This window comes from Nakamurella flavida, assembly GCF_030811475.1.
In the GTDB taxonomy this organism is placed as follows: domain Bacteria; phylum Actinomycetota; class Actinomycetes; order Mycobacteriales; family Nakamurellaceae; genus Nakamurella; species Nakamurella flavida.
Window position 1 is genome coordinate 1,180,880 of sequence record NZ_JAUSQV010000001.1, and the last position, 13,386, is coordinate 1,194,265.

The 13,386-nt window shown below is 74.5% G+C and carries 10 protein-coding genes; 2 read left to right on the forward strand and 8 right to left on the reverse strand.

Features of this window, described 5'->3' with window-relative positions; translation table 11 throughout:
- Positions 1 to 31 precede the first annotated feature (31 nt).
- From J2S58_RS05280 to J2S58_RS05310, 7 genes are read right to left on the reverse strand one after another with little or no spacing between them, the layout of a single operon-like run.
- Positions 32 to 2,017, reverse strand: coding sequence for a hydantoinase B/oxoprolinase family protein (locus J2S58_RS05280; RefSeq protein WP_205257584.1), 1,986 nt, complete (start codon positions 2,015 to 2,017; stop codon positions 32 to 34).
- On the reverse strand, positions 1,998 to 4,187 hold the full coding sequence (locus tag J2S58_RS05285; RefSeq protein WP_205257585.1) for a hydantoinase/oxoprolinase family protein: 2,190 nt from the start codon (positions 4,185 to 4,187) through the stop codon (positions 1,998 to 2,000). Before J2S58_RS05285 ends, J2S58_RS05280 begins: the two co-directional genes overlap by 20 nt.
- Before the next feature lie 7 nt (positions 4,188 to 4,194).
- Positions 4,195 to 4,992 (reverse strand): ABC transporter permease, encoded by a 798-nt coding sequence (locus J2S58_RS05290; RefSeq protein WP_205257586.1) that lies wholly within the window; start codon positions 4,990 to 4,992, stop codon positions 4,195 to 4,197.
- Positions 4,985 to 5,920: an ABC transporter permease gene (locus tag J2S58_RS05295; protein ID WP_205257587.1), complete on the reverse strand. Its 936-nt coding sequence runs from the start codon at positions 5,918 to 5,920 to the stop codon at positions 4,985 to 4,987. Before J2S58_RS05295 ends, J2S58_RS05290 begins: the two co-directional genes overlap by 8 nt.
- Positions 5,921 to 5,922: 2 nt before the next feature.
- Positions 5,923 to 6,978, reverse strand: a complete 1,056-nt coding sequence (locus J2S58_RS05300) for an ABC transporter ATP-binding protein (protein WP_205257588.1) — start codon at positions 6,976 to 6,978, stop codon at positions 5,923 to 5,925.
- Positions 6,978 to 8,174 carry an ABC transporter substrate-binding protein gene (locus tag J2S58_RS05305; RefSeq protein ID WP_205257589.1) on the reverse strand — a complete coding sequence of 399 codons (1,197 nt, stop codon included), beginning with the start codon at positions 8,172 to 8,174 and terminating at the stop codon, positions 6,978 to 6,980. The genes J2S58_RS05300 and J2S58_RS05305 overlap by 1 nt, the downstream gene beginning before the upstream one ends.
- A 2-nt stretch (positions 8,175 to 8,176) precedes the next feature.
- Positions 8,177 to 9,655, reverse strand: coding sequence for an amidase (locus tag J2S58_RS05310; RefSeq protein WP_205257590.1), 1,479 nt, complete (start codon positions 9,653 to 9,655; stop codon positions 8,177 to 8,179).
- A 135-nt stretch (positions 9,656 to 9,790) separates the two neighbouring features.
- Between J2S58_RS05310 and J2S58_RS05315 the strand changes: the two genes are divergently transcribed.
- Positions 9,791 to 11,212, forward strand: a complete 1,422-nt coding sequence (locus J2S58_RS05315; protein WP_205257591.1) for a GntR family transcriptional regulator — start codon at positions 9,791 to 9,793, stop codon at positions 11,210 to 11,212.
- A 9-nt stretch (positions 11,213 to 11,221) separates the two neighbouring features.
- Here J2S58_RS05315 and J2S58_RS05320 read toward each other — a convergent pair whose 3' ends face one another.
- Positions 11,222 to 12,586, reverse strand: coding sequence for an aminotransferase-like domain-containing protein (locus J2S58_RS05320; protein WP_205257592.1), 1,365 nt, complete (start codon positions 12,584 to 12,586; stop codon positions 11,222 to 11,224).
- 103 nt (positions 12,587 to 12,689) lie between these two features.
- Between J2S58_RS05320 and J2S58_RS05325 the strand changes: the two genes are divergently transcribed.
- Positions 12,690 to 13,349: a pyridoxamine 5'-phosphate oxidase family protein gene (locus tag J2S58_RS05325; RefSeq protein WP_306826484.1), complete on the forward strand. Its 660-nt coding sequence runs from the start codon at positions 12,690 to 12,692 to the stop codon at positions 13,347 to 13,349.
- Positions 13,350 to 13,386 lie beyond the last annotated feature (37 nt).

The window sequence follows — 13,386 nt, forward strand, 5'->3', positions numbered from 1 at the left end:
GATCGCGACCCGGCGGCGCCGCGAGCCGCCGTCAGGCCGGGTCGTCGCGGGAGACCACGTCCAGGAACAGCCGGCGGGCCCGGTCCAGCCCGGCCTGCGAGGCGACCGCCACCGGGAACCCCGCCGGGAGCGTGTCCCGCACTTCCCGGATCAGCTGGTGGCGGCGGTCGTTGCGGCGGTGGGCCGGCAGGTCGCCGAGGCTGTCGGCTAGCCGGTCGAGTGCCTCGCCCGGGAACACCCGGTCCCACTGCTCGCGTTCGGGACCGAACCCCCAGGCCGACCGGTCCGGACGGGTGGACCGCAGGGCGGCGGTGGCGACGAGATCGACGGCGTCGTCGGTGATCTCGACGCCGTAGTCCGCCCGGGCCTGTTCCGGGCCGACCAACCCGGAGAGCACATCGGCCAGGACGGCGGCAGGCTCCCGGTCGAAGGGGTGGCCGTACCCGCCGGCCCCCGCGGTCCGCAGCACCACCCGGTCACCCGGCCGCAGCGGCACGACATCGACCACGGAGAGCCGGATCTCGCCGGGCGCACCCTCGTTGACGACCATCTCGGTGGCCGACCCCGGCCCGCCGCCGGCGTACCCCCACGGACGGAAGCGTTGCCGCTCCAGTCCGCGGGCGAGCAGGCTGCCGTTCTCCAGGGCCTCGAACTCGAGTTCCAGGCCGCACCCGCCGCGCCACCGGCCGGCCCCGCCGGACCCGGTCCGGACGCCGTACCGCAGCACCCGCACGGCGATCGAGGACTCGACCACCTCGACGGGGTTGTTGGACAGGTTGGAGATGCCGGAGTCGCGGCCGTCGATCCCGTCGGCGCCGTGGCGCGCGCCGGTCCCGCCGACCATCGGCTCCACCACCTGCACGGTCGACCCGCCGGTGGCCGACGGTGCGAACACGACGGGGACGACCAGGCCGCTGGAGGCCGCCGGGAGGGTCTGCGGCGCGGCCTGGATGAGCGCCCCGGACACCACGTCGTTGACCCGGGACACCGTCGCGTGGCGGACGCCGATCGCGGCGGGCGCCTCGGCGTTGAGCAGGGTGCCCGACGGGGCCCGGAACCCGATGCCGTCCATCAGGCCGCCGTTCAGCGGGATCTCCGGGTCCAGGGTGCCGACGAGCGCGAACAGCCGGGTGACGACCCAGGAGTGGGCGCGGCCCAGGGTCACCACGTTGAGGGCGGACCGCGCCTGGGGATCGGTGCCGGTGAAGTCCAGGTCGACCGTGCCCGCCCGCACCGTGGCCGTCACGGCCACCCGCAGCGGAACGTCGGAGACGGCGTCGTCGTCCAGGTAGTCGGCGAACCGGTAGACCCCGTCGGCGAGCCGGGACAGGGCGGAGCGGGCCCGGGCGGCGGTCTGCCGCCGGGCGTGCGCGCCGATCTCGGCGAACCCGGCCGGGCCGTGCTCCCCGACCAGGCCGGCGACCCGTTCCCGACCCCGGTCCAGCGAGGCCAGCATGGCGGCCAGGTCGCCGTCGTTGGCGTCCGGCGTGCGGGTGTTGGCCCGGAGCAGTGCCGCCATGCCGGGCAGCACCCGCCCGGCCGACACGTACTTGACCGGCGGCAGGCGGAGCCCCTCGGCGAACACCGAGTCGTTGAGGACGCTGACCGAGGACGGCACCCGGCCGCCCACGTCGGAGACGTGGATGAAGGTCCAGCCGTAGCCGATGATCTCGCCGTCGTGGAAGTACGGGGCGATGGCGTGCACGTCGGGCAGATGGGTGGACAGCGCGCCGGACAGGTAGGGGTCGTTGGTGAGGATGACGTCACCGGGTTCCAGGCCCTCCCGCTCCCGCACCACGGACACGGCGTGGGAGACGTCCAGGCCGACGAACCCCGACACCCCGATGGCCTGCGGGTAGGCGATGAACCGGCCGGACAGATCGGCCAGGGCGCAGGCGAAGTCGGCGGTCTCCCGCACGTACAGGCTGCGGCTGGCCCGTTGCAGGGTCAGGCACATCTCCTCGGCCACGGCGATCAGCCGGGTCTGGGCGATGTCCTTATCGAGGACCGACAGCATCGGCCACCTCCTGCTGCTCGGTGCGGACGAGGTGCAGATCGCCGGACTCGGTGACGGACACCGTCCACCCCGGGGGGACCAGCACACTGGTGTCGGCCTTCTCGACCACCGCCGGGCCGGACACCGCACGGGCCCGCGGAGTGCGGTCGGGGTGCCCGGCCGGGTCGGCGAGGACGGGCTCGAGCACCTCGGCGCGGATCCACCGCCGACCGATCCACACGTCCCGTCCCGGCCGCCGGGCGAGCCGGTGCACCGCGTCACCGGGGTGCAACTCCTGCGCGGCGCCGGTGACGGCCACCCGGACCGCGTCGATCTGGACGACGGCGTCGTCGTCGGCGAACCCGTAGTGCCGGGTGTGCGCAGCGGCGAAGGCGGCCCGGATGTCGGCGGCGGCGAGATCCACCGGCGCGGCCGCACCGTCGACGTCGTGCGTGGTGAGCTCGACGGTCAACGAGGTCGGTTGACCGGTGTACCGGGCATCGGCGGTCACCGACACCTCCCCGGCACGGCCGGACCCCTGGCTCTCCAGCCAGCCGACGGCCTCGGCGGTCAGATCGGCGGCGATGCGGCTGATCTCGCGGGCGCCCGTGGTGCCGGCGTGATCATCGGAGGAGCCCCTCTCGTTCCCGGGGGTCACCGGTACCCGGACCGACGCCACGAAGTCCCGCCGGACCGGGGTCACGGCGGCGCCGAGCGCGCAGAAGGTCCCCGCGGTGGCCGGGACGATGACCCGGCGGACGCCCAGGGCGTCGGCCAGCATGGCCGCGTGCGTGCCACCGGCACCTCCGAACGCGACGAAGGTGAACCGCTCGGGCACCTCGCCGTGCCGGGCCAGCACGGTGCGCACCCGGGCGGCCATCCCGGCCGTGGCCGTCCGGAAGGCGCCGTCCACCACGGCCAGCGCCGGGGTGGTGCCGTCGACGTCGACGGCGGTGGCCGGCCGGGCCAGGGCGGTCGCGGCCGCCCGGGCGTCCAGCTGCATCGCTCCACCCAGGAACGCCGCCGCGTCCACGATCCCGGCGTGCACGTAGGCGTCGGTGAGCGCCGGTTCGAGCCCGCCGGCGCCGTAGGCGGCCGGACCGGGATCGGCACCGACACTGGCCGGGCCGACCCGCAGCGCCGTCTCCGCGCCGGAGTCGTCGGCCCAGATGACCGATCCCCCACCGGCACCGATGGCACTGACCTCCACGACGGGCATGGTCAGCGGGTGGTCGCCGATGGTGGCGGTGGTGGTGAGCACCGGCCGTCCGCCGCGCAGCACCCCGATGTCGCTGCTCGTCCCGCCCATGTCGATGGTCACCAGGTCGACCCCGGGCCACAGCCGGGACGCCGCGGCGACGCCGGCGGCCGGTCCGGACAGCACGGTGTCGATGGGCCGCTGCAGCGCCGAGGACAGCGACATCGACCCACCGTTGGAGGTGGAGATGAACAGCGGCGCAGCCAGTCCCAGGTCCGCGAGCCGGTCGCGCAGGGTGGTCAGGTACGCGGTCATCAACGGCCGGATCTGCGCGTCGAGCACGGCCACGGTGGTCCGCTCGTACTCCCCCGCCTCCGGCCACACCACGGCCGCCGCGGTGACCGGGACGCCGAGGTCGGCGGCCAACCGCTCGGCCAGGGCCCGTTCGGTGGCGGCACCGGCGTAGCCGCCGATCAACGAGACGGCCACCGCCTGCACGTCCAGCGCCGCGAGCCGGTCCCGGGCCTCGGCGTACCCGACGTCGGTCGGCTCGTGCACCGTGCCGCCGCGCGGGGTGAGGCGCACGTCGATCTCCACCACCCGTTCCCGGGGCACCACGGCACGGGGCGGGCGCGCGTGCAGGTCGAACGACCGGGGCAGCCGGGCCCGACCGATGTGCAGCATGTCCCGGTGCCCGCGCGAGGTCAGCAACGCCACCCGCGCCCCGCGCCGCTGCAGGATCGCGTTCAGGCCCAGGGTGGTGCCGTGGGTGACGGCGACGACGTCGGCGCCGCCTATGCCCTGCGCGAGCAGGTGTCGCAGCCCGGTGATCACCGCCCGGGCGGGGTCGGCCGGGGTGCTGGGCACCTTGTGGGCGATCACCCGGGACAGATCGTGACGGGTGCCGCCGGCCGGGACGGCGACGAGATCGGTGAACGTTCCGCCGACGTCGATGCCCAGACGCCAGCGCGGGTCGGTGGGGGTGGGGGGCACAGGGGTCCTAGAGGAGTCGCGAGACGTTGAGGAAGCGGTCGAGCAGGGCGATGACCAGCACGGAGGCCGCGAGCAGCAGGGTGGAGACCGCGGCGATGGTCGGCTCGAGCTGGACCTGGACGGCCGAGTAGACCCGGACGGGCACGGTGACGCCGCTGGCGCCGGCGACGAACACCGACACGGCCACCTCGCCCAGGGAGATGACCGCGCCGAGGAAGGCCGCGGCCAGGATTCCCGGCCGCATCAGCGGCAGGGTCACGGTGAGGAACGCCCGGAGTGGTGAGGCGCCCAGGCTGCGCGCGGCCCGGTTCAGCCGCGGATCGATGCCCGCGGCGCTGACCGCGGCCACCCGGACGCAGAACGGGAACGTCACCAGCAGATGCGCGAGCACGAGGGCCACCGGCGTGCCGACCAGGCCGGCCCCCTGCAGCTGGTGCAGCAGGGCCAGGCCCAGCATCACCGCGGGGACGGCGATGGGCGCCAGGAAGATCAGCGCCAGCACCCGGCGGCCGGGGAACTCCCCGGCGCCGACCGCGTACCCGCCGAGTGTCCCGAGGATCACCACCAGGGGGACGACGATGAGCACGAGCTGGGCCGAGACCGACAGCGACTGCAGCCACTGGGCGTTCTCGAAGACCTGCCCGTACCAGCGCAGCGACCAGCCGTCCGGTGGGAAGCGGAAGCTGTTGCGGTCGCTGAACGAGCTGAGCACCACGATCAGCAGCGGGAAGACCAGGAACGCACACACCAGGACCAGCGGCACCGCGGCCAGCACCCGGCGGGACGTGCTGCGGGCGTCAGCCACGGTTGCCCCGTTCCCACACGCGCCCCAACGCGGTGATGGCTGCGCAGGCGAGCAGGGTGACGACCAGCAGCACGAAGCTCAACGCCGCCGCCCGGGGCTGGTCGAACGACACCATGGCCTCGTTCTGGATGCGCAGCCCGGCCAGCTGCTGGTTGGCCCCGCCGACCAGCAGCGGGGTCACGTAGATGCCCATGGTCAACGAGAAGACCAGCACGGTGCCCGCCACCAGGCCGGGCGCCGACAGCGGCAGCACGACCCGCAGGAAGGTGCGGATCCGCGACGCCCCCAGGCTGGCCGAGGCCCGCAGCAGGGACCCGTCGATGGCGGTGAGCGACGCGGTCAGGGTGATGATCGCGAACGGCAGCAGGACGTGCACCACGGCCAGGAACACCGTCCAAGGGGACCGCAGCAGCGGCAGCGACTCGTCGATCAGGCCCAGGGCCTGCAGCGTGGAGTTCACCGGTCCCTCCCCCGACATGACGATCCGCCAGCCGAAGGACCGCACCACCTCGGAGGTGAGCAGCGGGGAGAGCGCGATGGTGAAGACGATCGTGCGACTGGTCCGGCCCGGGGACCGGGCCAGGAACCAGGCCACCGGGTAGGCGAGGACGGCGCAGGTCAGCGACACCCGGACGGCCAGCCCGAGGCTCTCGACCACCGAACCCCACAGGTAGGAAGTGGTGAACACCTCCCGGTACTGGTCCAGGCCCACGCCGGGCAGCGGGTTGTTCAGGGCGTCGGTCGGGCGCAGCGAGAGCACGAGCAGACCGGCCAGCGGGACGACGAACGCCCCGACGAGGAACACCGACGGCACCACCGCGGCCAGCGCCCCGGGATGACGGAATGCCGCCGCCCGGTTCCGGAGGCCGCGCCGGGCCGGGGGTCCCGGCTCGACGGCGGGCACCGGGCGGGCGCCCTGGTGGGTCACCGTCACTTCTCGCCCACCAGGATCGGGGCCGAGTCGGCCCAGCGCACCGCGACCCGGTCGCCCGGGCTCCAGGGGGCGGCACCGGCGGGCGGCGACGCCGAGAGCATGCCGTCGTCGTTGCGGCGGAGGCGGTAGTCGTAGCGCTCGCCGCTGAACCCGACGGAGACCACGGTGGCCAGCGCCTCCCGGGGATCGTCGGCTCCCGGGTCGTGCACGGTGACGGCCTCGGGCCGCAGCGCCACGGTGACCGCCGCACCCGGAGCCGCGTCGGCGGTCAGCACCGTGGGCCGCCCCAGCACGGCCACCCGGCCGGCGTCGTCGACCGTCCCGGACAGCAGGTTGGCCGCCCCGATGAAGTCGGCGGCGAAGGCGGTGCGCGGCGCGCGGTAGAGCTCCTCGGGGGTGCCCTGCTGCTCCAGCACCCCGCCGGCCAGCAGCACGACCCGGTCCGAGGTCGCGAGGGCCTCGGCCTGGTCGTGGGTGACGAAGACCATCGTGGTGCCGACCTGCTGCTGCAGCTCGCGGATCTCGTGGCGCATCTGCCGGCGCAGCTTGGCGTCCAGGTTGGACAGCGGTTCGTCGAGCAGCAGCACCTTGGGCCGGGTGACCAGCGCACGCGCGGTGGCCACCCGCTGCTGCTGCCCACCGGAGAGCTGCTTGGGGTACCGGTCGACGAACTCGCTCAGGCCGACCAACGACAGCACCTCCCGCACCCGTTCGGCCCGTTCGGCGCGCGGCACCTTGCGGGTGGTGAGTCCGTACTCCACGTTCTTGCCCACCGTCATGTGCGGGAACAGCGCGTACTGCTGGAACACCATCCCGGTGTCCCGCTTGTTCGGCGGGACATGGGTGACGTCGCGGTCGTCGATGAAGATCGAGCCGGTCATCGGTTCGTTGAAGCCGGCCAGTGCGGCCAGCAGGGTGGACTTGCCGCACCCGGACGGGCCCAGCACGGACACGAACTCCCCGGCCTCGACGGTGAACTCGTCCAGGTGCAGGACGAGTTCACCGTTGTAGCCCAGCCGGAGGTCCTGGGCGTGGATGCGACCGGATGCCATCAGCCGAAGATCTCCTGCCAGCGGGCCTGCAGATCGGCCAGCTGCGGGGTGATGGTGGCGTAGTCGACCCAGACGAAGTCGTCGTAGGCGCCGGGCCCGCTCTTGATCTGATCGGTGAACGACGCCGGGTAGACGTTGGTGTCGTTGGATGCGGCGTAGTAGGTGCCTTCGGAGAAGGTGGGCTGGTACTGCGCCGAGGCCAGGTAGTCCAGGAAGGCGTAGGCCAGATCGGTGTGCTCGCTGCCGCTGGTGGTGAAGAAGGACGTCAGCGCGCCCACCGAGCCCGAGGCGGGGTAGGCGAATCCGATGGGCTCACCGTTGTTCTGCTGCACGAAGGCGCGCCCGTCCCAGTGGGCGGCGATCCAGGCGTCCCCGTTGACCAGGGCGGTCTCCACCGAGGTGCCGTCCGCCGGGAAGACGGACGCGCAGTCGGCCAGTTTCTGCAACTGGGCGAACGCGGCGTCCACGTCGGCGGGGTTCGTGATCGAGCCGCCGGCCTCGTTGATCAGACCGGCCATGAACTCGACCCCGGTGTTGAAGGTCAACGGGGAGACCGCGACGTGGCCGCACAGCTCGGGGCGGAACAGGTCCGTCCAGTCGGTCGGCGGATCGGTGATCTTGTCGGTGCGGTAGGCGATCCCGGTCGACCCGACGGTGAGCGGGACCCCGTACTGCACGCCGTCCACGGTGCTCTGCGCGACCAGCGTGGGGTTGAGGTCGGCGAACTCGGCCACCCGGGCGGTGTCCAGCGGCTGCACGACACCCGCGGCCACGGCGTTCGGGATGACGTTGGGGGTGAAGGCGACCAGGTCGTACGGCGGCGTCCCGCCGGACGCGGACCGCAGGGCGGTCAGCCAGTCGGCGGGGCCGCCGGGCACGAGCTCGACGTTCGCGCCGGTGGCCTGCTCGAAGGGCTCGACGAAGGCCTTGGAGAACGAGTCGCCCCAGGAACCGGCGTAGGCGGCGATGGTCAGGGTCTGCCCGGTGAAGTCGGCCGAACCGGCCGCAGCCGAGCCGGTCGCGGCGGACGAGCCGGCGGCGGCCGGATCGGACGTGCCGGGGGCGCTACTGGCGGCGCCGCCGGCCGCGCCGGTGCTGCTGGTGGAGTCCGAGCCGCCGAAAGCGCAGCCGGCCAGGGCCAGCGACAGCGCGGAGACGGTCAGGACGAGCCGGGTGGCTGCTGAGGGTCGGGACATGGTCACTCTCCGGGGAGGGGGGCTGATCCGGACGCCGCGGCGACCGGGAGGGGGGCGGTACGGGTGTCGGGACATCGCTCCGGCCAGCGGTACGCGGCCTCCAGGTCGCGTCCGAGTTGCAGGAGGAGGGACTCGGCGAAGGGTTCGGCGAAGAGCTGCACGCCGATGGGCAGGCCGTCCTCGTCGACGTGGGTGGGCAGCGAGATCGCCGGTGAGCCCAGCACGCTGGGCACGGTGGTGAACGCGAGGGTCTGCTCGTAGACCCGGCAGTCGCGGGACGGGCCCCGGTCCAGCAGCTCGGCCCGGACCACACCGATGGCGGGGACCCGGGTGGCCGTGGTGGGCGTGACGACCACGTCCACCCGGTCGAACAGGTGGTGCAGGATCTCCCGGGCCAGCCGCTGGAACAGCTGCACCTCCTGCAGGTAGCTGCCCGCGTCGATGCCGCGGCCCCTCTCCAGGGCCCGCCGGACGTGCGCGGGGAGCAGCTCCGGGTGGTCGGCCGGGGTCAGCCCGAGCCACGCCGGGATGATCGTCCGCGGGTAGATGTCCATCACCTCGGCCATCGCCTCGATCGGGTCGAGGTCCACCACCTCGTGCCCCTGGGCGCGCAGCCGGTCGGCCACGTCCAACGCCGCGGCGGCACAGGCCGGGTCGACGGGGATCGACGGGTCCAGCGCCCGGGTGATCACACCGACCCGCACCAGCGGGGTCGGGGCCTCCAGTGCGCGGGTGAGATCGGGTGCGGCCTGCGCCTGCCGGGCCCAGGCGTACCGGTCGACCTGCGCGAGCTGGGTGTACACCGCCGCGGTGTCGGCGATGGTGCGGGTCAGCGCGCCCTCGACGGAGCCCCCGGCCCAGCCCTGGACGCGGGTGGGCAACAGACCGCGGCTCGGCTTGAGCCCGATGACGCCGCAGAACGCCGCGGGGACCCGGATGGACCCGCCGCCGTCACTGCCGAGTGCCACCGGGACCAGGCCGGCGGCGACCGCGGCGGCCGACCCGCCGCTGGACCCACCGGGCGAGCGGTCCAGGTCCCAGGGGTTGCGGGTGATCCCCCACCGGTCGCTCTCGCAGGAGGTGGTCATGCCCAGTTCGGGGGAGGCCGCCCGGCCGATCTGCACCAGTCCGGCCGACGTCGCCGCGGTGACCAGCAGGTCGGTCTGCTGCGCCGGGGTCTCGTCGTAGGCCAGGGAGGAGTGCGTCGCCGGCTGGCCGGCGACGGAGAAGAGGTCCTTGACCGTCATCGGGACGCCGGCCAGCGGCGGCGGCGGGCCACCCCCGTCCAGCTGCGCGTCGATGCGGGCGGCATCGGCCAGGGTCTGCTCGTCGTCCCGCCACACGATGGCGTGCACGGCCCGGTCGTTCTCGTCGATCCGGTCGAGGAAGTGCTCGGCCACCGCCGTGGCGGACACCCGACGGGTGCGCACCATCTCGGCGACCGCGGTCACCGAGATAAATGCTGGTAGATACTTCGCCATGGGCAGAACATACCCTCCTCCCAGCATCCTCCGAGGCCATCCCGATGCGTATCGGCACCTGCGCGGAGCTGCACGGGTCGTTCGGATCGATCATGGCGGGGATCACACACTCCGGCGGTTATAGTTCGCGACGATATGAGCGCCCCCGCGACAGTTCCCCCACCGGGCGACACCGAACCGCCCCCCGACGCGGCGATCGCGCGCCTGCTCGCCGACGTGCGCGGGTTGCAGGCCCGCGAGCTGACCGAGGTCGTGGCCCGGCGGATCGAGTCGGGCGCCCTCACAGCGGGCAGCCGCCTGCCGACCATCCGCGACCTCGCGGCCGCCTCGGGGGCGAGTGTGTCCGCGGTGGCGGCGGCCTGGTCGCGGCTCGGTGAGCGCGGCCTGATCAGGACCCGGCGTCGCGGTGGCACCGTCGTCGTCGGACCGCCGTCGGCCACGCCGACGCCGCCCGTCCCCACCTCCGCGGCGGCCCCGCGCCCGTTCCACGGCTGGGCGGCGGTCGACCTGTCCTCGGCCCACCCCGCCGCCGAGCACCTCCCGGACCTGCGCCGCGCCTTCGAGTCCAGTCTCGGGGAGCCGCGCACCCATGCCCTGCAACGCGAGCACATCACCGAGCTGCTCCGGGCCACCGTCGCCGACGGCTGGCCCTTCCCGGCCGAGGCGTGGACGACGGTGTCCGGCTCCGGGGAGGCCACCCTGATGACGTGCGAGGCGGCCACTCCCCCGGGCGGACTGGTGGCCGTGCAGGAGCCGACGACCCCGGGCACGGTCGCGAACCTGCGCTCCCTCGGGTACGCCACCATCGGCGTCGCGGCCGATCCGGACGGCCCCCGGGAGGATTCCCTGGCCGCCGCCCTGGACGCCGGCGCCCGCACGTTCCTCCACCAACCGCGGGGCACGCTGAGCGTGCACACCCGGCTGACCACGGAACGGTCGGCGGCACTGGCCGACGTCATCCTCACCCGGGCCCCCGACACCTGGGTCGTCGAGGAGGACGTCGCGGGTGGGATCGCTGCCGCCGCGGGGGATCCCACGCTCGCCGGGGTGCTCCCGGACCGGGTGGTCAGGTTGACGTCCTACTGCCGCGCCTTCGGCATCGACCTGCGCACGACGGTGATCGGCGGCGCCCGGGACGTGGTGGACCGGGTGCGGGAACTCCGCAGTCACGGCATCGTCGCGCAGAGCCGGATCCTGCAGAACGCCCTCGCGTACATGCTGCGCGACCCCCGCGCCCTGGCGGCCGTGGACCACGCGGCCGGCGAGCACGCCGGCCGGGCCGCCGCGCTGCGTGCCGCCCTGGATCGGCACGGCGTGCCGAGCTGGAGCCCCCCGGGCGACCTGCTCGTCTGGCTGCCGGCACGCGACGAGGGGCAGGCGCTGGCCGAGCTGGCCGCCGCCGGCATCAACCTCGTGCCCGCGTCGCGCACCTTCGTCACGGCGCCGGCGCGACCGCTCCTGCGGGTCGCCACCCCCCAGCTCCCGGGAGCGGTCAGGATGCCCGAGCTCGCCGAACTGCTCGTCGCGGCGGGCCGGGACGGCGTCGTCGACGCCTGAGCGGGTCGGTCAGCCCGGCGGTACCGTGCGGAGCACCTCGCCGAGCACGGCCAGGCCCCGGGTCAGCGCGGCCCGATCCGGTCCGGCCCACCCCACGACGAGACCCGCAGGTGCATCGGGACTCTCCGGTCGCAGGGTGTGCCGTCCCAGACCGTCGACGACGACCCCCCGCTCGAGAGCCACTGCCCGCACGGAGGTCTCGTCGGCCCGGTCGAGCAGCGGCACGACGAGATGCGCCCCGGCGGCATCGCCGAGCGTGTGGTGTCCGGCGGCGATCACCGTGTCCCGGACCAGCTCCCGCCGCACGGACAGTTCGCGGGTCAACCGGCGCAGGTGACGGGACAGGTCGCCGTGCGCGGCCATCGCGGCGACCACCCGCTGCCCGGCCCGTGACGGCCGCGTCCCGGTCGCGGTCCGGACGGCCAGCAGTCGATCACGCACGCCGGGCGGGGCCACCAGCCAGCCCACCCCGAGGGTGGGGGTCAGCACCTTGGAGGTGGTGCCCAGCAGGACGACCACATCGGGGCCGAGGGACGCGAGCAGCGGGAGCGGGGCGACGTCGTACCGGAGCTCGCCGTCGTAGTCGTCCTCCAGGACGAGCAGTCCCTCGGCCCGCGCCCGCTCGACCAGGGCGACGCGCCGCGCGGCGGGCAGCCGTCCGCCGAGGGGGAACTGGTGGGCGGGGGTGCAGCAGACGGCGGCCAGGCCGGCGGGGATCTCGTCGACCACCAGCCCGTCGCCGTCCACCCGGAGCGGCACCAGCCGGGCGCCGGTGCCGCGGAGCGCCTCGGCGGACCGCCGGTAGCCCGGATCCTCCACCCCGACACGGGATCCGGGCGGGAGCAGCCGGGCGACCTCGGCGGCACCGGCCGAGGTGCCCGTGGTGCCCAGCACGTCGGCGGGGTCGGCCGCCAGGCCGCGGGCCCGCAGGAAGTGCTCGACGACGGCCGTCCGGAACGCCGGGGCGCCGGCGGCCGACCAGGTCCCGTCCGGCGGCTCGTCACCGGCGGCCCGCCAGGCCCGCCGCCACACGGCCCGGTCGAGCACCTCCAGGCACGGGGCCCCGGGGCGCAGGTCGATCGTCGGCGCGAACGGCAGGTCCGCGGGCGACGACCGGGCGATCGGGACGGCCCCGGCCGCCCCGACCACGAACGACCCGACACCCCGCCGCCCCTCCAGCCAGCCCTCGGCCAGCAGCTGGTCGTAGGCGGCGGCGGTGACCGTCCGACTGACGCCGAGGGCGGTGGCCAGCTCCCGGGTCGAGGGCAACCGGTCCCCGGTGCGCACGGTCGGCGACGAGCGCAGGGCGGCAGCGACCTGGACGGCGAGCGGCACACCCGTCGAGCGGTCCAGCACGATCGGCGGTTGCTGCACCGCGCTCCTTCCGTCACCAACCCGGTGGCCGGCTCCGGTGGCCTGGTGAAACGGCGGCGGATTGGCTCTCCCAGGATGCCACGGCCCCGGGCAGGCTGCACCGGTGACCACCCTTCCGCTCTCCCCCACCGACCGATCCACCGTGCACCGCGGCGCCCGCCGCGCCCGGACCGACCGCGCCGATCTGTACGCCGTCCTGGACGCCGGCCTGATCGGGCATCTCGGCATGACTCTGGACGCCGGTCCGCTGGTCATCCCCACCGGCTACGGCCGGGACGGCGAGACCCTGTACCTGCACGGCTCTTCCGGCGCGGCCTCGCTGCGGGCCGCGGCCGCCGGGACGCCGGTGTGCTTCACCGTCACCCAGGTGGACGGCATCGTCTACAGCCGTTCGGCGTTCCACCACTCGATGAACTACCGGTGCGCCGTCGTCCAGGGGATGGCCCGGCCGGTGACCGATCCGGACGATCGGTGGCACGGCCTGGGAGTGCTCACCGAGCACCTGGCTCCCGGTTCGTGGACGGCGACCCGGCAGCCGGACCGCCGGGAGCTGGCCGCCACGGCCGTCCTGGCCCTGGACCTGGCCGAGGCGAGCGTGAAGATCCGCACCGGACCCCCCGGGGAGGACGAGCGCGACCTGGCCCCGGGCGCACCGCCGGTGTGGGCGGGGGTACTGCCGCTGACCACCGCGTGGGGCACGCCCGAGCCCTGCCCGTTGTTGGCCGTCGGGGTGGCGGTCCCGGACCGGATCACCCGCCGCTGACCCGCAGACCCTCCGAGCCCTCTGTCACCGGTGGTGG